The organism is Ferruginibacter albus (assembly GCF_020042285.1).
Classification (GTDB): domain Bacteria; phylum Bacteroidota; class Bacteroidia; order Chitinophagales; family Chitinophagaceae; genus Ferruginibacter; species Ferruginibacter albus.
Genome location: NZ_CP083388.1, coordinates 2,908,566 through 2,927,247, shown reverse-complemented (window position 1 = coordinate 2,927,247; position 18,682 = coordinate 2,908,566). Strand labels below are relative to the sequence as shown.

General features: G+C 36.4%; 19 protein-coding genes and 1 tRNA gene. 13 read left to right on the top strand and 7 right to left on the bottom strand.

The window, feature by feature from the left end; genetic code table 11:
- Positions 1–14: 14 nt before the first annotated feature.
- Positions 15–1,316 carry a murein hydrolase activator EnvC family protein gene (locus K9M53_RS12535; RefSeq protein ID WP_224015379.1) on the top strand — a complete coding sequence of 434 codons (1,302 nt, stop codon included), beginning with the start codon at positions 15–17 and terminating at the stop codon, positions 1,314–1,316.
- Here the strand turns inward: K9M53_RS12535 and bshA are convergent.
- From bshA to K9M53_RS12520, 3 genes are all read right to left on the bottom strand, one after another.
- Positions 1,302–2,432 carry an N-acetyl-alpha-D-glucosaminyl L-malate synthase BshA gene (gene bshA / locus K9M53_RS12530; protein ID WP_224015377.1) on the bottom strand — a complete coding sequence of 377 codons (1,131 nt, stop codon included), beginning with the start codon at positions 2,430–2,432 and terminating at the stop codon, positions 1,302–1,304. The two genes, K9M53_RS12535 and bshA, sit on opposite strands and share 15 nt — an antisense overlap.
- A gap of 160 nt (positions 2,433–2,592) precedes the next feature.
- Complete coding sequence (locus tag K9M53_RS12525) at positions 2,593–3,294, bottom strand: SAM-dependent methyltransferase (protein WP_224015376.1); 702 nt, start codon at positions 3,292–3,294, stop codon at positions 2,593–2,595.
- Positions 3,291–4,088, bottom strand: coding sequence for an EI24 domain-containing protein (locus K9M53_RS12520; protein WP_224015374.1), 798 nt, complete (start codon positions 4,086–4,088; stop codon positions 3,291–3,293). The genes K9M53_RS12525 and K9M53_RS12520 overlap by 4 nt, the downstream gene beginning before the upstream one ends.
- 127 nt (positions 4,089–4,215) lie before the next feature.
- On the opposite strand from K9M53_RS12520, the gene K9M53_RS12515 reads away from it, so the two are divergent.
- Complete coding sequence (locus K9M53_RS12515; RefSeq protein ID WP_224015372.1) at positions 4,216–4,827, top strand: DNA-3-methyladenine glycosylase; 612 nt, start codon at positions 4,216–4,218, stop codon at positions 4,825–4,827.
- Positions 4,828–4,841: 14 nt separating this feature from the next.
- Here the strand turns inward: K9M53_RS12515 and K9M53_RS12510 are convergent, their stop codons facing one another.
- Both K9M53_RS12510 and upp read right to left on the bottom strand, forming a co-directional pair.
- A complete protein-coding gene (locus K9M53_RS12510) occupies positions 4,842–5,840 on the bottom strand; it encodes a PorP/SprF family type IX secretion system membrane protein (protein ID WP_224015370.1) in 999 nt (332 codons plus the stop codon).
- 103 nt (positions 5,841–5,943) lie between these two features.
- Positions 5,944–6,594, bottom strand: coding sequence for a uracil phosphoribosyltransferase (upp, locus tag K9M53_RS12505; protein ID WP_224015368.1), 651 nt, complete (start codon positions 6,592–6,594; stop codon positions 5,944–5,946).
- Positions 6,595–6,661: 67 nt separating this feature from the next.
- On the opposite strand from upp, the gene K9M53_RS12500 reads away from it, so the two are divergent.
- The gene (locus K9M53_RS12500) at positions 6,662–7,732 is read left to right on the top strand and encodes an anhydro-N-acetylmuramic acid kinase (protein ID WP_224015366.1); all 1,071 of its coding nucleotides are present in this window, start codon (positions 6,662–6,664) and stop codon (positions 7,730–7,732) included.
- Between the two features lie 68 nt (positions 7,733–7,800).
- Positions 7,801–8,217, top strand: a complete 417-nt coding sequence (locus K9M53_RS12495) for a hypothetical protein (RefSeq protein ID WP_224015364.1) — start codon at positions 7,801–7,803, stop codon at positions 8,215–8,217.
- A gap of 72 nt (positions 8,218–8,289) precedes the next feature.
- On the opposite strand, the gene K9M53_RS12490 is transcribed toward K9M53_RS12495, so the two are convergent.
- Together K9M53_RS12490 and K9M53_RS12485 are read right to left on the bottom strand one after the other, a co-directional pair.
- A complete protein-coding gene (locus K9M53_RS12490) occupies positions 8,290–8,838 on the bottom strand; it encodes a DUF1573 domain-containing protein (protein WP_224015361.1) in 549 nt (182 codons plus the stop codon).
- A 28-nt stretch (positions 8,839–8,866) separates the two neighbouring features.
- Complete coding sequence (locus K9M53_RS12485) at positions 8,867–9,328, bottom strand: DUF1573 domain-containing protein (RefSeq protein ID WP_224015359.1); 462 nt, start codon at positions 9,326–9,328, stop codon at positions 8,867–8,869.
- 490 nt (positions 9,329–9,818) lie between these two features.
- On the opposite strand from K9M53_RS12485, the gene K9M53_RS12480 reads away from it, so the two are divergent.
- The 9 genes from K9M53_RS12480 to K9M53_RS12440 all read left to right on the top strand — a co-directional run bounded on the left by K9M53_RS12480 (position 9,819) and on the right by K9M53_RS12440 (position 18,596).
- A complete protein-coding gene (locus K9M53_RS12480; RefSeq protein ID WP_224015357.1) occupies positions 9,819–12,197 on the top strand; it encodes an alpha-ketoacid dehydrogenase subunit alpha/beta in 2,379 nt (792 codons plus the stop codon).
- A gap of 40 nt (positions 12,198–12,237) precedes the next feature.
- A complete protein-coding gene (locus K9M53_RS12475) occupies positions 12,238–12,768 on the top strand; it encodes a DUF1648 domain-containing protein (protein ID WP_224015355.1) in 531 nt (176 codons plus the stop codon).
- Positions 12,734–13,522, top strand: a complete 789-nt coding sequence (locus K9M53_RS12470; RefSeq protein WP_224015353.1) for a PhzF family phenazine biosynthesis protein — start codon at positions 12,734–12,736, stop codon at positions 13,520–13,522. Before K9M53_RS12475 ends, K9M53_RS12470 begins: the two co-directional genes overlap by 35 nt.
- A 63-nt stretch (positions 13,523–13,585) precedes the next feature.
- Positions 13,586–13,656, top strand: a tRNA-Gln gene (locus K9M53_RS12465).
- Positions 13,657–13,926: 270 nt separating this feature from the next.
- Positions 13,927–14,778, top strand: coding sequence for a T9SS type A sorting domain-containing protein (locus K9M53_RS12460; protein WP_224015351.1), 852 nt, complete (start codon positions 13,927–13,929; stop codon positions 14,776–14,778).
- A gap of 96 nt (positions 14,779–14,874) precedes the next feature.
- On the top strand, positions 14,875–15,648 hold the full coding sequence (locus K9M53_RS12455; protein ID WP_224015349.1) for a CDP-alcohol phosphatidyltransferase family protein: 774 nt from the start codon (positions 14,875–14,877) through the stop codon (positions 15,646–15,648).
- On the top strand, positions 15,645–15,890 hold the full coding sequence (gene purS / locus K9M53_RS12450; RefSeq protein ID WP_224015347.1) for a phosphoribosylformylglycinamidine synthase subunit PurS: 246 nt from the start codon (positions 15,645–15,647) through the stop codon (positions 15,888–15,890). Before K9M53_RS12455 ends, purS begins: the two co-directional genes overlap by 4 nt.
- 93 nt (positions 15,891–15,983) lie before the next feature.
- The gene (gene rsmI, locus K9M53_RS12445; RefSeq protein ID WP_224015345.1) at positions 15,984–16,649 is read left to right on the top strand and encodes a 16S rRNA (cytidine(1402)-2'-O)-methyltransferase; all 666 of its coding nucleotides are present in this window, start codon (positions 15,984–15,986) and stop codon (positions 16,647–16,649) included.
- A gap of 12 nt (positions 16,650–16,661) precedes the next feature.
- Positions 16,662–18,596: a M1 family metallopeptidase gene (locus K9M53_RS12440; protein WP_224015343.1), complete on the top strand. Its 1,935-nt coding sequence runs from the start codon at positions 16,662–16,664 to the stop codon at positions 18,594–18,596.
- Positions 18,597–18,682: the final 86 nt, after the last annotated feature.

The window sequence follows — 18,682 nt, the reverse complement described above, 5'->3', positions numbered from 1 at the left end:
GATAAAATCAGTGTATGAATAAAATTGTTTTAACCTTTTTCTCTTTTTTTATTTTAAATGCAGCTGTTGCACAAACCGCGGCAGATAAAGAACAGCAGGATCTTGAAAAAGAACGCTCGTCTTTAAAAAAGGAATTGGAAGAAAAGCAACGTTTGTTGGATAAGAATAAAAAGCTAACCAAGCAAAATCTTAGCCAGCTGGCATTGATCCGAAGCAAGGTTGATCTGCAACAACGTGTTATCAAGAACATTAATAAGGATATTGATATGCTTGATAATAATATTGTGAGATCACAAAAAGATGTTCGGAAACTATCACTGTTGCTGGATACATTGAAACAACAATATGCTACCAGCATGATCTATTCTTATAAGAACAGGAGTAATGCTGATTTTTTAAATTTCATTTTTTCTGCATCAAGCTTTAATGATGCGATACGTCGTATTCAATATTTAAAAAGTTATCGTAGCTATCGTGAAATGCAGGGTGAGAATATTCTGCGTACACAGGGATTATTAAAAAACCAGATTGGGGTCTTAAATTCTAATAAGAATAGAAAAGATGATGCTTTGCAAACGCAGAGTAAAGAGATGAATGTTTTGGCGGATCAGCAAAAAGAACAAAATGATGTAGTTTCAAAATTGAAATCAGAGGGCAAGGAGCTGAATAAACAAATTGCAGCAAGAAAGAAGCAGATGCAGAAAGTAAATGTTGCTATTAAGCAGGCAATATTAAAAGCGCAGGAAGATGCACGACTTGCTGCTGAAAAAGAACGAAAGAAAAGATTGGCTGAAACGCAAACCCAAACAAATGTCGGTCCCAATGATAATAGTATTAAAGGGGTAAAGGGGGGTAAAGGTCCGGCACCTGTTCGTACTTTAAGCAATCTGCCATCTGAAGATGTTAAATTGAATGCAGACTTTGTACGGAATAAAGGAGGTTTGCCTTGGCCGGTTAGTAAGGGATATGTTATTATGGAATTTGGTTCTAACAAATTACCGAACGGGGTTATCGTGGATAATCCTGGGCTAACGATAGGCAGTGATATCGGTTCTTCTGTAAAAGCTGTATTTGATGGCGAAGTTTGTAATATTACTCCGATTGAAGACATGCAAGTGGTAATAATAAAGCACGGATTATATTTTACCACTTATAGCAATCTTAATAGTGTAACAGTATCACGTGGGCAAAAAGTTACTACCGGGCAGGTAATAGGAAGAGTTGCTTCTAATGATGAAGGCGTTGGTGCAATGGATCTTATTATCAGTAACGATAAAGGAAATCAAAACCCGAGAAGCTGGTTAAGACACCAATGATGTCACCTGCTCATATAGTTTTTCATATTGCGGAACAATGTGGTGAATATCAAATTTCTTCGCCTGTGTATATGCGTTCTGTTTGAATAGTTTTTCAGTTTCTTCATCTTTGAATATCTTAAGCGTATTACTGCACATGTCTTCAATGTCGCCCACATTACTCATAAAACCATTATAACCATTTATTACAATTTCAGGTAAGCCGCCTGCATTAGTAGCTATTACAGGAACTTCTGCAGCCATTGCTTCCAATGCAGCCAATCCAAAACTCTCATATTCGCTGGTTAATAAAAACAAGTCGGCAATAGGGAAGATATCTTCCATTTGTTCCTGCTTGCCCAGGAACTTAATTCTTTCAATACCTGTACAATCTCTGCAGATGCTTTCTACATAAGGACGTTCAGGACCATCGCCTAATAATAATAATTTAGATGGAAGTTGTTTGTTGATCAATAAAAAAGCTTTCACTACATCTTCTACTCTTTTTATTTTTCTAAAATTGGAAGCATGTACAATTATTTTTTCTCCATCCGGCGCAATTAATTTTTTAAATGCATCCACCGGTTTTTTATGAAAACGTTTTACATCAACAAAGTTGTGTACTACTTCTATGTCTTTATCAATAGCAAAATTCTTATACGTTTCATCTTTTAAATTTTGCGAAACCGCTGTGATAATATCACTTTCATTCATTGAAAAGGTTACTACCGGGCTGTATGTTTTATCTCTTCCAACTAATGTAATATCAGTGCCGTGAAGAGTGGTGATAACAGGAATGTGTCGGCCTTCTTTTGCCAAAATTTGCTTAGCCATGTAGGCAGCGGAAGCATGCGGAATGGCATAATGTACGTGCAACAATTGAATGTCATGATTCAATACAACATCTACCATTGTGCTGGATAATGCAGTTTCATAAGGAGGATAATCGAATAAAGGATATTCAGGAACTCTTACCTCATGATAAAAAATATTGGTATGAAATCCGCTTAAGCGAATAGGCTGTTGGTATGTTATAAAATGAATATTATGCCCTTTATCAGCCAGTGCTTTTCCTAATTCGGTAGCTAGTACACCACTTCCGCCGTATGTCGGATAACAAACAATCGCAATATTCATAGTTTGCTTTTTAGTTTCTTAATGCAATTTACCTATAACATTTTTGATAAGCAATTGTTCGAAGGATTCAAGCAGATTTTTGGGGATTGTAAACACAAATTCTGGCTACTCATTTTCTGCAAGTGCCTGTCCATAAATCTGCAAAATCAGTGAGGAAATATCAACTGGCTTTTAATAAAAAGATAACCGGTCTTTTATGAAAATCAACTTTTTCTTTTTTCCACTCGGTTACAGTCTTTGTTTTAATATATTCATTGGCAGATGTAAGTTCTGCTGCAATACAAATTCGGGTAGATGACTGACAGGTTTTTAATAACAATTCGATCAGTTGATTATTTCGATAAGGGGTTTCTATAAAGATCTGAGTACAATTTTTTCTTCTGGATTCGATCTCCAATTCTTTGACAGCGTGTATGCGTTCCTGTTGATTGATGGGCAGGTAACCAATAAATTGAAACTGTTGTCCGTTCATGCCGCTCGCCATCAAAGCCAATAAAATCGAGCTTGGACCTACTAAAGGTTTTACGATGGCATTTAATTGTTGAGCTGTTTCAATTAATAATTGACCCGGATCGGCAACACCGGGACAGCCGGCTTCACTAATAATAGCAATATTTTTATTTTCCTTGATTTTTTGAATAAAAACATTTCGCTGATCTTCTTCCGTTTTATGAATAGTAAACCATTCGTAATCATCAATAACAATCGTTTTGTCGATGCTTTTTAAAAAGCGACGGGCAGTTCGTTCATTCTCAGCAAAAATCACTTTGGAATCTTTTATTGCATCAATGGTATAAGGCAATATAGTATGCGTAGCCATCTCATCTAAAACAGTAGGAATTAAATAAACGATATTGCTCATGAATTGATCTTATGCAGGTTTAGGTTTTGTGTATCGGAACTTAGTCCTGAATTGTGTAAGCTTAAAGTAGCTGCGATCACTGCATAACTTGGCGCTAATACCCAGCCTACAAAAAATACCAGGTGCATTAAATAAAATACTATGCCGTTGCCTATTGCCAAGCCTTTGTGTCTGCCAATAAAAGCAATACTTTGGGATGCAGATAGATTGTTTCTTTCAAAAGTATAATCCAACATAGAGAACCCTAAATAATAGCATTCAGTAAATAATCCTACTACAGGGGTAACCGAACCTGCTAACGGAATAAATGATAAAATTAAAAGTGAAACGGTGTAAACTGTTTGCCACAAGCTATTGCGTAAGGCTATTTTAATTCCTCTTGCAATATCTTTTAAAAATTGAGAAAAACTAAATGGGTATTCTTTTTCTTCCAGGATGGATTCTGTTTTTTCACTCAGGTAAGCAAATAAAGGAGAGCCGAGTATCAAAAATAAATATTTGAATAAGGAGAAATAAAATAAAAGCAATATCATATGAAGAATTACCTGTCCAAAAATAAATAAGAACCGTAACCATCCATCCTGCAAAGCCTGCATCCAGGCCTTAGCTCCTGTTATGGAGAATAAATAATCAATTGCATGATTGCTGCTTATCCAAAACAAATAAATACCTGCAAAAAAAAGAATGGCATATATAATGCCCGGTATTAAGATCCATTTCCATAAACGATGCTTGTTAATAAAGCGGTGTGCCTGAAAATAAGATTGTATAGCGATAACGATTTCTTTGAGCATTCTTGTTTAATTGATAATTTTATAATAGAGAATGGATAATTTTACTTCAATAGCACAAATACATTTTCAATTATCTGTTAACTAATTCTCCATTTATCTAAGATTAACGGCTAAAATTACATATAAGTTGAAGAAATTAACGATTGATTTTTTTGATAGACAAGATGTGATACAAATTGCAAAAGAGCTATTGGGCAAGATCATTGTAACAAAATTTAACGAGGGACTGACAACCGGAAGAATAGTAGAGACAGAAGCTTATTTATCTGTTGACGATAAAGCCTCTCATGCATTTAACGGCAGACGCACAGCACGCAATGAACATATGTATGCTAAAGCAGGAACATCGTATGTGTATATCTGTTATGGCATGCATCATTTGTTTAATGTGGTTACTAATAAAAAGGATATTCCCGATGCTGTATTGATACGGGCTGTTGAACCTTTGCAGGGAATTGATATTATGTTGAAACGTACCGGCAAAAGGAAATTAGATAATACATTAACCAAGGGACCGGGCAATGTGGGAAAGGCTTTAGGAATTGATAAGCAACATTCGGGGTTAAATTTATTGGGCAATCAATTATATATTGCAGATGACGGATTTGTTGCTGATAAAGAAATAACGGGCACCAGTATACGAATTGGTGTGGAAGGCGCCGGAGAGCCATCCGCTTCACTGCCATATAGATTTTATGTTAAAGGAAATAAATTTGTTAGTGGCAGTCCTGTTAAATAAAAGTCAGGTTTATTTTAGAAAGTAGGACAGGGAATACCTTTCGTTTCGTAAGTTTTCTTTATATAGATCAACGAAAACTCAGTTCCACCCCGGCTTTGTGTAGCTGCTTTTAAAGAAGAAATATTAATATCATAACTGGCACCTAAACGCCAGCCATTAAATTCCAATCCCACATAAGGAATAGCAGCATCTTCCCAACGATACCAGGAGCCAATATAAAAATTGGTGGGGTCTTCTGTATCATGGTTCAAATTAATTCCTAACGCACCTCCGAAAACTGTTTCAGAAGCTTCATTTTGGAATTGTTGAATAATGGAAGCGCTCACACTGTATTGATCATTTAAAGGAAATGTACCGCCGGCATGTAATGTAGTTCTTGGTAATAAGATCCAGTTCTTATCCTGGAAACCAACTTGTGGCTGATTAATATGATACATAGAAGCACCAATGTAATAGTTATTTTCTCCGTTGGTAGAACCCGAAAATAATAATCCGGCTCCAATATCAAAATAGTTTACATTATTTCCGTTTGTCAAAACCTCAGAGGTAACGCCTGTAAAACCATTTTGAGTAAGCTGGTCTTCAAACGTAAGTTTTGCCATATCAATGTTCAGAGAGCTATAGGTTGCCTGCAAACCTGCACCGATAGTATTGAATCCGTCATCTGAAAGAGCTTTATGATAACTTACCGACAAAGATCCGTAGTTCAGATTTAAAGCGCCATCTGCACTTTGGTCGCTTAAGCCGGAAATGCCGACACCTAAGCGGTCATTTTCAGGAACAATCTTCTTTAATATAGGAAAATCAATCGAAGCACTGGTAGTTACGTAAGCATTCGGAATACTAGGCCATTGATCTCTATGATTGGCTTCAAAACGAAATTGCCCGTCAAACTTACCTGTTAAAGCAGGATTTAAAGTAAGCGGTGAAGCAAAAAATTGTGAAAAGTGCGGATCCTGTGCCTTTGCAGAAACTGTTACAGCAAGTAAGCACAGCAGAATAAGATTTCTCATTTACAATAGTTATTCGGCAATAAAGATAAGGTATTGCAGCAAAATGTTACATTTTGTGTGTTAAACTCTTGATATTTTACGATCATAAAATTTCACACGCTTGTTAGCTTTGCAGTTTTGGTCCAAAAGCAAGATCACCGGCATCGCCCAACCCGGGAACAATGTATCCTTTGGCAGTCAATTCATCATCAATATCTCCGCACCAAATGATCGCTTTTGGTAATTCCCTTAATACATATTCTATACCCACAGTACAGGCAATAGCACAGATAATATGCAGTTCTTTTATATCACCTTCCTGTTTTAAGAATTGAATAGTTTTTACCAATGATGAACCTGTAGCAATCATAGGATCACTAATGATCACCACTTTTCCCTCCAGTTCAGGGCAACTCATATATTCCAGGCTAATTTGAAAAGAGCCATCGGGACTGTGTTTCCGATATGCAGCTATAAAAGCGCTTTCTGCTTTATCAAAATAATTAAGCAAACCATTGTGCATAGGAATACCAGCCCTTAATATACTTGCAACTACCGGCTGTTGCTTTAATATTTTTGTGGTGGATGTTCCTAAAGGAGTAGTTACGTCAATTTCTTTCCATTCTAACTTTTTGCTTATCTCATATGCGGCAACCTCGCTAATGCGTTCGAGGTTTCTGCGGAAACGCATCATGTCTTTTTGAATTTCGGTATCCCGTAACTCTGCCACCCATGTGCTTACCAACGAGAATTCTTTACTGAGATTGATGACCATATTAGTTTGTAGTTTTGCCGCTTGAGTTACAAATCTATATTTTGCGGGTTAAAATCTGAAATTTATTATGTTATATAAAGTTGTGGGTATCATGAGTGGCAGTTCACTGGATGGTTTGGATATTGCTTATGTGCATTTACAGGAAACCGGCGGTAAATGGGGATATGAAATAATTGCGGCTGACTGTTATTCATATACACGTGATTGGAAAAATAATTTAAGTAATGCAGTAAATGTTTCGGCATTGGAATATCAATTATTGCACACCCGTTATGGGCATTTTATCGGTAATAAAGTGAATGACTTCATTGAAAAAAACAACCTGCATCATAAAGTAGATCTGGTAGCATCTCACGGGCATACCGTTTTTCATTTGCCTTTACAGAAAATGACAGCGCAAATTGGATGTGGTGCTGCTATTGCTGCAGCAACAAATTTGCCGGTAGTTAGTGACCTGCGTTCAATGGATGTGGCATTAGGCGGACAAGGAGCGCCTATAGTCCCGATTGGGCATAAATTACTATTTAAAGGCTATGACAGCTTTTTAAATATTGGGGGAATTGCAAATATTTCTTTTTTTAAAGAAGATGGTCATGTAGCATACGATGTTTGTCCTGCGAACAGGGTGTTGAATTCATTAGCGGCAGAATTGAATGTAGAATTTGATAAGGAAGGAATGATCGCTGCTTCGGGAAATTTGAATGAAGAATTACTAAAGCAGTTAAACAATCTGGAATATTATAGTAAACCATATCCCAAATCATTGGATAATAGTTTTGGTATAAATGAAATAATGCCATTGATAAAAAAGCATCACATTGCTACAAAAGATGCTATACGTACTTACACAGAACATATCTGTGTACAGTTAAGCCAGCATTTAAAAAATAATTCATCAAAACTATTAGTGACCGGCGGAGGCGCCTATAACAGCTTTTTAATTGATCGTTTAAAAGCTCTTTTGCCGGGTATTGAAATAGTAGTTCCTGATAATAAATTGATCGAATACAAGGAAGCCTTGATCATGGCGTTGATCGGCGCTTTGCGTTGGAGGGAAGAAGTGAATGTTATGACGTCTGTAACAGGAGCAACGAGGGCAAGTAGTGGAGGTGCTTTGTGGTTAGGGTCAGACAATTAATTAAACAACTGGTTCATTTAACAAACTGTTTAAGTAAAAATGTTTTTATTGCGATTAAAATTAATAGCATGAAAATCCTGGCAATACTTTCTGTTTCATCTTTATTGTTATTTTCCTGCCATAGTAAAAAAGCGAATGAGGCTGAAGAAAAGCAGAACTATGAGCAAATAAAAGAAACACTGGAAGAAAAGGAAAAGAAAAACCCTTTATTGTTTCTATCAATAAGTGGAGAAAACAAACACAACCTAATAGGCCAAACTGTTATCAAGGGTGCTATTACAAACACAGCCACCGTTTGCGTGTATAAAGATGTACAACTGGAATTATCCTATTACAGCAAAACAGGTACCCTTTTAGAAAAAGATAATCAAACTATTTACCAGGAGGTGCCGCCGGGGAATACAGTAAAATTCAAAACCAAGCAATACGTTGCAAAAGATACAGATAGTGTTGGATTAAAAATTATTAGCGCATCCGTGAAATAATTATTTAACCTCTAAATAAAAAAGCCTCCGTTAATTTTATCAACGGAGGCTTTGTATTAAGAAGAAAAAAAATTAATTTTTATTAGCAGGAGAAGCATTGCTGGTGGTTGCTTTCGCTGACTTTTTGCTCGCTTTTTTAGCAGGCTTTTTAGCTGCGGCAGCTGCATTAGCTGCGGCAGCTGCATTAGCTGCTTGAATTGAATCCTGTTCAGCTTTCCATTTATCGTAATCTGCAGCAACTAAAACATCACCTTTTAAAGTAATGGTTTTCATTTCCTCAACACCTGCAAATTTTACTGTTAAGTGTTTTTCAAAATGACCTACGTTCGCTGCATTGTAAGTAGCATTGATAACACCGTTCTTACCCGGAGCAATAGGTTCTTTTGTATAATCAGAAATAGTACATCCGCAAGTTGGATTAGCTTGTTCAATGATCAATGGACTAGGGCTGATATTTGTTACATTAAAAGTACCTTTAGTAGGGTTACCTTGTTTAATATTGCCAAGAATAACTGTGTCCGATTGAAATCTTGCCACATCCGATATTTTCTTTGCCTGTTGTGCAAATATGGTAGTTGTTGTTGCCGCTAAAAAAATTGCTGAGAAAAATAATTTTTTCATGTTAGGTTTTTAAATTTTTGTAAAGTTATTAATCTTTTAAATTATCCAGATCATTATTTGCAGGAGCAGAACTGGTAGGAGTTTTCCATACTTCGCCTTTAATAGTGATCTGTTTTGTTTTATTATCATTATAAGTGATCGTAATGAATTTTGTAAAAGGGCCATCATTCGCTGCATTATATCCTACAGTGATATCGGTACCTTCTCCCGGGGCAACTACCTTGTCTCTATCCCATTCAGGTGTAGTGCATCCGCAGCTTGCCTGAACGTTGGCAATTTTTAAAGAATCCTTTCCTGTATTTGCAACATGAAAAATATGTGTTACAGGCTTGCCTTGAGGTATTTTTCCAAAATCAAATTCTGTTTCTTTAAGATCTAATATATCGCCGGTTTTAACTCCCGTTAAGATCGTTTGCCCCGAAGTTGCCGTTTGGGCATAGGACGAAAACGAAATTAAAGCTATACTAAAAAGGAAAAACAGTTTTTTCATAATAATTCCGGCAATTTTCAAATATAATTCCAAAGATACAAAAACGACGTAAATCATCGTAAATTGTACTTGCTTATCAATTTATTAACAAATAATGGCGAATAAGACAGCGTGTCATTAAAATGGTTTAAACAGCCAGCCTGTTTTATTGAAAATGGTTAGTAGACGCTAATTGTCTTCTTCACATTGTCTCGCAAGAATTTTCCTGTTATCATTATATACAATTTTAAATGTTTTTAGTGAAAAAAGCAGCGAGAAAGCCATTATAAATAGCCCTAAATTTTATTCCAGGTTTGCCTTATTGAATTTTCCTAAAATCGAATTTGGCCTTAGTTAAGGTTAGCACATCTCTGGAAGTATCTGCCACATTAATTTTATTATTAATGGCGGAGCTTTCGCAACATATATTATCAAAAACGAAAGACACAAAAAAGCATAAAACCTTGTATCTTGTTCGCACAATCAGGAATAGTTATTTTACATTTGTTATATGGATACAGTTCATACCGGAAATGTCTCTTTGCAGGAGCTTTCATTTGAAAGCTTCAAAAAGGAAGTGTTGACAGATTATCGTTATGCATGCATAAGCCGTGAGGTAAGCTTGCTGGGACGTAAAGAAGTGTTAACCGGTAAAGCCAAGTTTGGGATTTTTGGTGATGGGAAAGAAGTGCCACAGGTAGCAATGGCCAAGTTCTTTAAGCCCGGCGATTATCGTGCAGGTTATTACCGAGATCAAACTTTTATGTTTGCCAGCAATCTTGTTACTCCTGAACAATATTTTTCTCAATTATTTTCAGATCCTGATATAGAACACGAGCCGTTCAGCGGAGGCAGGCAAATGAATGCCCATTTTGCTTCCCGTATACATAATGAAAATGGCGAATGGCTTGACCTGGTAAATAGAAAGAATATTACCAGTGATATGGCGCCTACTGCATCGCAAATGCCGAGAGCAGCAGGATTGGCTTACGCTTCTAAATTATTCAGGAACATTCCTGAGTTGAAAGACCTGACACATTTAAGCAATAATGGAAATGAAATTTGTTTTTGTACCATTGGCGATGCTTCCACCAGTGAAGGGCATTTTTGGGAAGCCGTAAATGCTGCAGGTGTAATGCAGATACCATTGGCTGTTTTTGTTTGGGACGATGGATATGGTATTTCTGTTCCGGTAAAATATCAAACTACCAAAGGTTCTATATCTGACGCTTTACAGGGGTTGCAAAAAGAACCCGGTACGAATGGAATCGATATTTATAAGTTGAAAGGTTGGGATTATGCAGGAATGTGCGAAGTATTGGACACTGCCATTCAGAAAATAAGGGATACACATACACCGGCTGTTTTTCATATTGAAGAATTAACGCAACCGCAAGGGCACTCTACTTCGGGTAGCCATGAACGCTATAAAACACCTGAGCGTCTTGCCTGGGAAAGAGAATGGGATTGTAATAAAAAGATGCGGGAATGGATACTTTCCAATGAACTGGCAGACGAGCATGAGCTTAGCGAAATTGAAATAGAAGTAAAAATGCTTGTGAAGGAAGGAAAGCAACATGCCTGGGAAAAATATATTGCGCCTCTAAAAGAATTAGTGGCGACAACTGCTGCTCATTTGAGTAAATTGGTTACAGACACTCCCGGAGTGGAAGAAATCATAAGTCAGTTAACTGCTATAAGAGAGCCATTGCGTAAAGACGTAATGAAGGCATTGGCAAGCGCTCTGGATATTGCCGCTAACAATAGAAGTTATGCAGAAGTAAATGCATACTATCAAAAGCTGAGGGTTGATTTTGCCAATATATTCAATACGCAATTGTACAATGAAGGAGGAAAGGCAACGGTGAGTGTTGCAGGTGTTGAAGCTACTTATGGCGAAGAAGAAATAATTGTAAATGGGTACGAAGTGTTGAATCATTATTTTGATGAACTGTTTGCAACTAATAAAAAAGTAATTGCTTTTGGAGAAGACCTGGGAATGATAGGAGATGTGAACCAGGGTTTTGCCGGCCTGCAAAAAAAACATGGCGAACTGCGTATATCCGACACCGGTATTCGTGAATTAACCATAATGGGAAAAGCTATAGGGACTTCTTTCCGCGGATTAAGACCTATTGCTGAAATACAATATTTGGATTACGTTTTATACGCCATTCAAACATTGAGTGATGATGTTTGCTCAACACATTTCAGAACGATCGGGCAACAAAGTCTGCCATTGATAATAAGAACACGGGGGCATCGCCTGGAAGGTATCTGGCACAGCGGTTCGCCAATGGGAATGATCATTAATGCACTTCGTGGAATGTATATATGTGTGCCTCGTAATATGGTGCAGGCTGTTGGCTTATACAATTGTTTATTAAAAGGAAATGATCCGGGGATGATCGTAGAGAGCCTGAACGGTTATCGCTTAAAAGAAAAGCTGCCTTCTAATTTGTTGGAATATACAGTGCCGTTGGGTATTCCTGAAACAATAAGAGAAGGGAATGATGTTACCATAGTAAGCTATGGCTCTGTATTGCGTATCATTGCAGAAGCGGCTGAAGCGTTAGAAAAACTAAACATCAGTTGCGAAATAATAGATGTGCAAACCTTATTGCCATTTGATGTCCATCACTCTATCCTGGACTCATTGAAAAAGACCAATCGCATTCTTTTTGTTGATGAAGACGTGCCCGGTGGTGCAGCAGCATACATGTTCAATAAAGTAATGGAAGAACAAAATGGTTATAAATGGCTGGATGTTGCTCCCCGTACAATCACTTCAAAAGCACATCGCCCTTCTTACGGCAGCGATGGAGATTATTTCAGTAAACCGAATGTAGAAGATATAATCAGGGTAATAAAAGAAATGATGGGTGAGTAATTGTTGAAATTCATATTGCCCGGCTTTTAAATTTATCAATATGAAAACAAGACCACGTTTAAAAGCTGAACTTACTCTTCGTGATAAACTACTTGAAATAGCTGCTATAGTCTTGCTGGTTTTTATTTGGTGTTTGCCTTTTTTTGTCTTTTCAAACTTGCCCCAAACAATTCCAATACATTTTAATACTTCAGGGCAAGTAAATGAATACGGCAGCAGATCATCTATTTTTATTTTACCTTCTGTTGCTACTTTCATTTACCTGCTACTTACAATAATAAACAGGTATCCTTATTTGCATAACTATCCGGTAAATGTAACGGAAGAAAACGCATTGACGCTGTATGCAAATTCAACTAAAATGCTTAGATACCTTAAAATGATAATACTTATTATCTTTAGTATGATAGAGGTAACAACTTATTTAATGACAATCGGGAAAAGCAATGGATTAGGCATATGGTTTTTGCCGGCTATACTTTTAGTGACCCTTGTTCCTGCTGTTTATTTCGTAATCAATCATATAAAACAACAAAATGACATTATATCAAATAGATGCATTTACAAATAAATTATTTCATGGTAATCCTGCGGCTGTAGTGCCTTTGGAGCAGTGGATAGATGATAAGTTGATGCAGCAATTGGCGTTGGAAAATAATTTGGCCGAAACTGTTTTCTTTATTCCTTCCCAAAATGAAAACGCCGATTTCGATATTCGTTGGTTTACACCTGAAATTGAAATTAATTTATGTGGGCATGCTACATTGGCGTCTGCCTATGTTTTATATGAGTTATTGGATTTTAAAAAAGATAAGATCGTATTTAGTTCTAAAAGTGGGTTATTAACTATTACAAAAAATGCCGGCAAGTATATAATGGATTTTCCCTCGTGGAAACCACAACCGTATAGCTCTTATCCTCTTCATCTATCAGAAATATTAGGAAACGTAAAAATTGTAAACGTTTCAAAAAATAGAGATCTTTTAGTAGAATTGGAAAATGAAGATGCTGTAAAAAATTGTACGCCGGATTTTACAGCATTAAAAAAAACAGGAGAAAAAGTTATCATCACAGCAAAAGGAAGTAATGCCGATTTCGTTTCCCGCTTCTTTGCTCCATCTGCCGGTATAAATGAAGATCCTGTTACGGGTTCTGCACATTCTCAATTAATTCCTTATTGGTCTGCAAAGTTGAATAAAAATAAGCTGCATGCATTTCAATTATCGCAACGCGGAGGCGAACTTTGGTGCGAACAGTTAAATGAAGAGAGAGTCTCCATCGGCGGCCAGTGTGTGTTCTATATGAAAGGAGCATTTGAAGTATAGCATTAAAATTTTATTTTCTCTTTTCATCAGTAAAGAAACATTTTATCTTTGCAGTTGCATTATTGCCCGATAGTATAACGGTAGTACATCAGATTCTGACTCTGATAGTCTTGGTTCGAAACCAGGTCGGGTAACAAAATCTTTTATAGCTTGTAACAAATAATTTATATTTTTTTTCATAAATATAAATTACTTAAAAGATGTATTTTTTATAATATACCTTCAGTTTATCGTTACTAACGCCTTCGCATAACCTTTTTTCGGTAAGACAAATTTTAAAACAAAATAATTTAAATCAGTTTATAATATTTTATTGAAAATTGCCGACATAATTTTTACTATTCTTTCTTTCATTTAAAAATTATAAGGTAGCTTTGAGAACCCTGAAAACGCACAATATCTTTATGAAGTTTGTTTTGAATTTTTTTATTGCGCTTTTTTTTATAACTACTATTCAAGCGCAATGTCCCCCGGGAGCATCAGGTATTGAAGTAAGAAATCCAACCTGTACAGGTGGATGCGGTGTATTATTACAAGGTTGGCCGCCCGGAGTTATTGTTAACATATTTACTGCAGTTCCACTCGATTCTATAGGTTCTTCTGGTGTTATCGGCCCTTCAGGTGCTGCTTTTGTATGTATCCCTTGTCATCAGGATCTGATCTTTGCTTCTAATGTTCCCAATGCTTTAAATGGTTGTGTTATTATATACAATGTTGTGTTGCCGGTTACTCTTAATAATTTCACTGTTAATGCTGTCAATGAAAAGAACATACTTAACTGGAATGTTTCTTCTGAGTCCGGGTATACTTCATACATTATACAAAAAAGTATTGATGGCAACAGTTTTACAGATATTGGCACATTGAAAGCAAAGAATGCTGCCGCTGTAAAAACATATTCTTATACAGACGAATCATTTATGGAAGCGTCGCTTTACTATCGTATAAAAATTGTAGATGTAGCAGGGGATATAAAATATTCTTCAGTAGTTTCTGTAAAAGCTCCTATAACATCAGTAATTAAAGTAATTAATAATTCTTTTACTGGTAGTATTTCCATTAATACACCTCCCGAAGTTTTACCTGCCATTGTCAGCTTGTATGATCAACAAGGAAGAATGATTTATACAAGTACGATGACTCAGACCATATCATCTATAAATACTTCTTTTAAAAAAGGTATTTACATACTTAAGGTAACAGGTAGTGATAAAATACCTGTAGTACAAAAGATCATTGTAGCTGGGACTAGATAGAAATAGTAAATTCGTTTCCGTCAAGAACTCGTCACATTTGTTGGCAACAGTTACGTTAATCAAATATCCATTATCTTGCTTCTTATTCATAAATAAATGAAACAAATTCCCAATCTTTTTACGCTCACCAATTTATTTCTGGGTGCTGTGGCAATTGTATTTGCATTACAAACGCAAAGTGTATTAATATATACAAATGATGAATTTGCCAGCAGTTTCAATATTCCTGAAAATTTATCAGTAGCCGCGCTTCTATTATTTTTTGCAGCTGTTGTAGATTTTTTGGATGGCTTTGTAGCTCGTTTATTTAAGGCAACTTCAGAAATGGGCAAGCAGTTAGATTCATTGGCGGATGTAGTAAGCTTTGGTGTAGCACCGGGAGTAATAGTGTATCAATTATTGCGAATGAGCTATGCCCAGGAAGAAATGGGATTGGATGTGTCCATTTTTCTATTATTACCCGCATTTTTAATTAGTTGTGCGGCAGCATACCGCCTGGCAAAATTCAATATAGACACAACACAACAATACGGCTTTAAAGGTGTGCCAACTCCAGCAGTTGGGTTATTGATAGCATCCTTTCCGTTGATATTGCACTTTCCTTCCGGTTTCATCAACATAAACGAATGGCTTATCAACAAATGGTTTTTATATTCGGTAATAATTGTAGTAAGCTGGCTCATGGTCAGCAATCTGCCTTTATTAGCATTAAAATTTAAAAATTTCTCCTTTAAAAATAACCAGCCTCAATTTATATTAATAGCATTGGGAATAGTTGCCGTATTATTGTTGAGGTGGCTGGCAATTCCGGTTATTTTCATTGCTTACATTATTTTATCTTTGCTCTTTAAAAACAAACAATCAACATGACCTTTACTGCACAGATAAAAGTAATGCCGCTAAAAGAATTATTAGACCCACAGGGAAAAGCTGTAAAAAGCGGATTAGATAATTTGGGTTTAAACAATGTTCAGGATGTACGCATCGGTAAAAATATTGTTTTGCAAATAGAAGCCGCTTCAGCCGACAGTGCAAAGGCAACTGCAGAAGAAGCCGCTAAAAAACTATTGGCAAACCCGGTAATGGAAATGTTCGAAGTATCGATCAGCTAAAATAATAAAGTATTACGATAGAACGCTGATAATGCAGATAGAGCAGATGATCATGATAGATCATAAAAATCAGCGTTCCATTTACATCAGCATATGAAACTCTATCTTGTTCCATCTCCAATAGGTAATTTAGCTGATATAACTTTTCGTGCAATTGATACATTAAAAACAGCCGACCTTCTTTTGGCAGAAGATACCCGGACCTCTTCTGTATTATTGCAGCATTATCAAATACAAAAGCCCATCACGCCTTATCACCAGCACAACGAGCATAAAGTTTTACAACATTTAATTGAGCAATTGCAAGCCGGTAAAACAATGGCATTGCTTACAGATGCTGGCACGCCGGGGATTAGTGATCCCGCTTTTTTATTAGTAAGGGAATGTATCAAAAATAATATTGAAGTAGAATGTTTACCCGGAGCTACGGCATTTGTGCCGGCATTGGTAAATAGCGGACTACCCATAAATAATTTTTGTTTTGAAGGATTTCTTCCATTAAAAAAAGGAAGACAAACTTTTTTAAAAAATCTTACAGAAGAAGAAAGAACGATGGTGTTTTATGAAAGCCCGATGCGATTGGTTAAAACCTTACATGATTTTATAGAATACTTTGGTGCAGAACGCCAATGCTGTGTTAGCAGGGAGCTCACAAAAAAATTTGAAGAAAATAAACGAGGTACTTTGCAACAGGTCTGTGATTACTTTAACAGTAAAACTGTAAAAGGCGAAATCGTAATTGTTGTTGCAGGAAAATAAAATAATAATAAGATGAAAAAAGAATTTTTTCTTTCGTTGCTTGCTCTATGTAACGTTGTAGCGTTTGCTCAGCCCGATCGTTGGCAGCAACATGTAAAATATACAATGAATGTGGATGTGAATGTTACTACGAATCGCTTTACAGGCAAGCAACAATTAGAGTATACCAACAATTCTCCTGATACCTTAAAGAAAGTGTTTTATCATTTATACTGGAATGCATTTCAGCCAAACAGCAGTATGGATGTGCGTAGCCGTGAGTTAGGTAAAATAATGATCAATCAAAAGCGTCCTGATTGGGATAATAGAGTTAGGGACAGGATCGTAAACCTTACACCTGACGAAATCGGGTATGATTCTGTAGTATCATTAAAAATGAATGGCATTTTGCAATCATTAAAATATCACGAAACAATTTTAGAAGTAGATCTTGCGCAGCCTATTTTACCCAGGTCAAAAGTAGTATTTGACGTAGCTTTTAAATGCCAGGTTCCTTTACAAATTCGTCGCAGCGGAAGAGATAATCCTACTACCGGGGTTCGTTACAGCATGAGTCAATGGTATCCTAAAATGTGCGAATACGATTATGAAGGATGGCATCCTACTCCTTACGTTGCCAGAGAATTTTATGGTGTTTGGGGAGATTACGATGTTACTGTCAATATAGATAAAACATATAAATTAGGTGCAACAGGAACATTACAGAATGCCAATGAAATAGGGTGGGGATATGATGTACCAAACTCAGATCTGAAACCAACGGAAAAGGATACACGAATTTGGCATTTTACCGGTAGCAATATTCATGATTTTGTTTGGGCTGCTGATCCTGATTATATTCATTTGGTACGTAAAACCTATGCCGGAGGTCCCATTATTAACGTTATCTATAAGAATAAACCAAAAGATAAAGACAATGATGCACAATGGACAACATTGGCAGATGCTGCAGTAAAAGTGTTGCCGTTTATTGAAAAAACGTTTGGTAAATATCCTTATCCTGTTTACTCTTTTATACAAGGCGGTGATGGCGGCATGGAATATCCAATGGCAACATTGCTGGTAGGACCGGGATTGGATGGCGCTTTTCATGAATGGATGCACAGCTGGTTCCAGATGATGTTGGGAACGAATGAAAGCATGTATGCCTGGATGGACGAAGGTTTTACAAGCTATGCGGAAAATTTGGTAATGAAATTTTACACGGGGCATGCTTCTATTGATGAATATAAAGATGCATTAAAGCAAGATCCCGAAAATAATAATTTAAAAGACCTGTTAAGCATGTTGCCTGATGATCATTGCGATGGATATGCAGGCTATTTTCAATTAGAAAAAAGCGGGTTTGAAGAACCGTTGACCACTCATGCCGATCATTTCAATACTAACTATGCATACAGCATTGCATCTTATTGCAAAGGAGAAATGTTCTTAGAACAATTGGGTTACATTGTTGGAGCTCCCGTGCGGGATAAAATTTTATTGGAATATTATAAGCAATGGCGATTCAAACATCCAAACGCAGATGATTTTGTACGTATAGCCGAAAATGTCAGTGATATTAAATTGGACTGGTACAAAGAATATTGGTGCAGCACTACCAAAACGATCAATTATTCTATTGATAGTTTATGGGAAGAAAATGGTGTAACTAAAATCCGTTTAAAAAGAATTGGGTTAATGCCAATGCCGATAGATTTGCAATTGACATTTAAAGATGGTTCTTCAGAAGTGCATTACATTCCGTTAAATCTAATGTTCGGCGAAAAGCCAAATGAAAATGCAAAAGAAACAAGGATTGTACATGATGAATGGCGTTGGACCCATCCAACCTATGTTGTTGAAATAAAACAGCGTTTAACCAATATTAGAAAGGTTGAGATCGATCCTTCTAAACGAATGGCGGATGTGGACAGGAAAAATAATTTATTAGAGTTAAAATGGTAATAACGTGAGAAGTCAATCGTAGAATGTGATTATATATTTTATCTTTCTCTATAGACTTCTCGCCATTAACCTCTTACGTTTCACGA

Coding starts and splice junctions, on each gene's coding strand:
- K9M53_RS12535 (WP_224015379.1), top strand. CDS start 15: ATGAATAAAATTGTTTTAACCTTTTTCTCTTTTTTTATTTTAAATGCA.
- bshA (WP_224015377.1), bottom strand. CDS start 2,432: ATGAATATTGCGATTGTTTGTTATCCGACATACGGCGGAAGTGGTGTA.
- K9M53_RS12525 (WP_224015376.1), bottom strand. CDS start 3,294: ATGAGCAATATCGTTTATTTAATTCCTACTGTTTTAGATGAGATGGCT.
- K9M53_RS12520 (WP_224015374.1), bottom strand. CDS start 4,088: ATGCTCAAAGAAATCGTTATCGCTATACAATCTTATTTTCAGGCACAC.
- K9M53_RS12510 (WP_224015370.1), bottom strand. CDS start 5,840: ATGAGAAATCTTATTCTGCTGTGCTTACTTGCTGTAACAGTTTCTGCA.
- upp (WP_224015368.1), bottom strand. CDS start 6,594: ATGGTCATCAATCTCAGTAAAGAATTCTCGTTGGTAAGCACATGGGTG.
- K9M53_RS12500 (WP_224015366.1), top strand. CDS start 6,662: ATGTTATATAAAGTTGTGGGTATCATGAGTGGCAGTTCACTGGATGGT.
- K9M53_RS12495 (WP_224015364.1), top strand. CDS start 7,801: ATGAAAATCCTGGCAATACTTTCTGTTTCATCTTTATTGTTATTTTCC.
- K9M53_RS12490 (WP_224015361.1), bottom strand. CDS start 8,838: ATGAAAAAATTATTTTTCTCAGCAATTTTTTTAGCGGCAACAACAACT.
- K9M53_RS12485 (WP_224015359.1), bottom strand. CDS start 9,328: ATGAAAAAACTGTTTTTCCTTTTTAGTATAGCTTTAATTTCGTTTTCG.
- K9M53_RS12480 (WP_224015357.1), top strand. CDS start 9,819: ATGGATACAGTTCATACCGGAAATGTCTCTTTGCAGGAGCTTTCATTT.
- K9M53_RS12475 (WP_224015355.1), top strand. CDS start 12,238: ATGAAAACAAGACCACGTTTAAAAGCTGAACTTACTCTTCGTGATAAA.
- K9M53_RS12470 (WP_224015353.1), top strand. CDS start 12,734: ATGACATTATATCAAATAGATGCATTTACAAATAAATTATTTCATGGT.
- K9M53_RS12460 (WP_224015351.1), top strand. CDS start 13,927: ATGAAGTTTGTTTTGAATTTTTTTATTGCGCTTTTTTTTATAACTACT.
- K9M53_RS12455 (WP_224015349.1), top strand. CDS start 14,875: ATGAAACAAATTCCCAATCTTTTTACGCTCACCAATTTATTTCTGGGT.
- purS (WP_224015347.1), top strand. CDS start 15,645: ATGACCTTTACTGCACAGATAAAAGTAATGCCGCTAAAAGAATTATTA.
- rsmI (WP_224015345.1), top strand. CDS start 15,984: ATGAAACTCTATCTTGTTCCATCTCCAATAGGTAATTTAGCTGATATA.
- K9M53_RS12440 (WP_224015343.1), top strand. CDS start 16,662: ATGAAAAAAGAATTTTTTCTTTCGTTGCTTGCTCTATGTAACGTTGTA.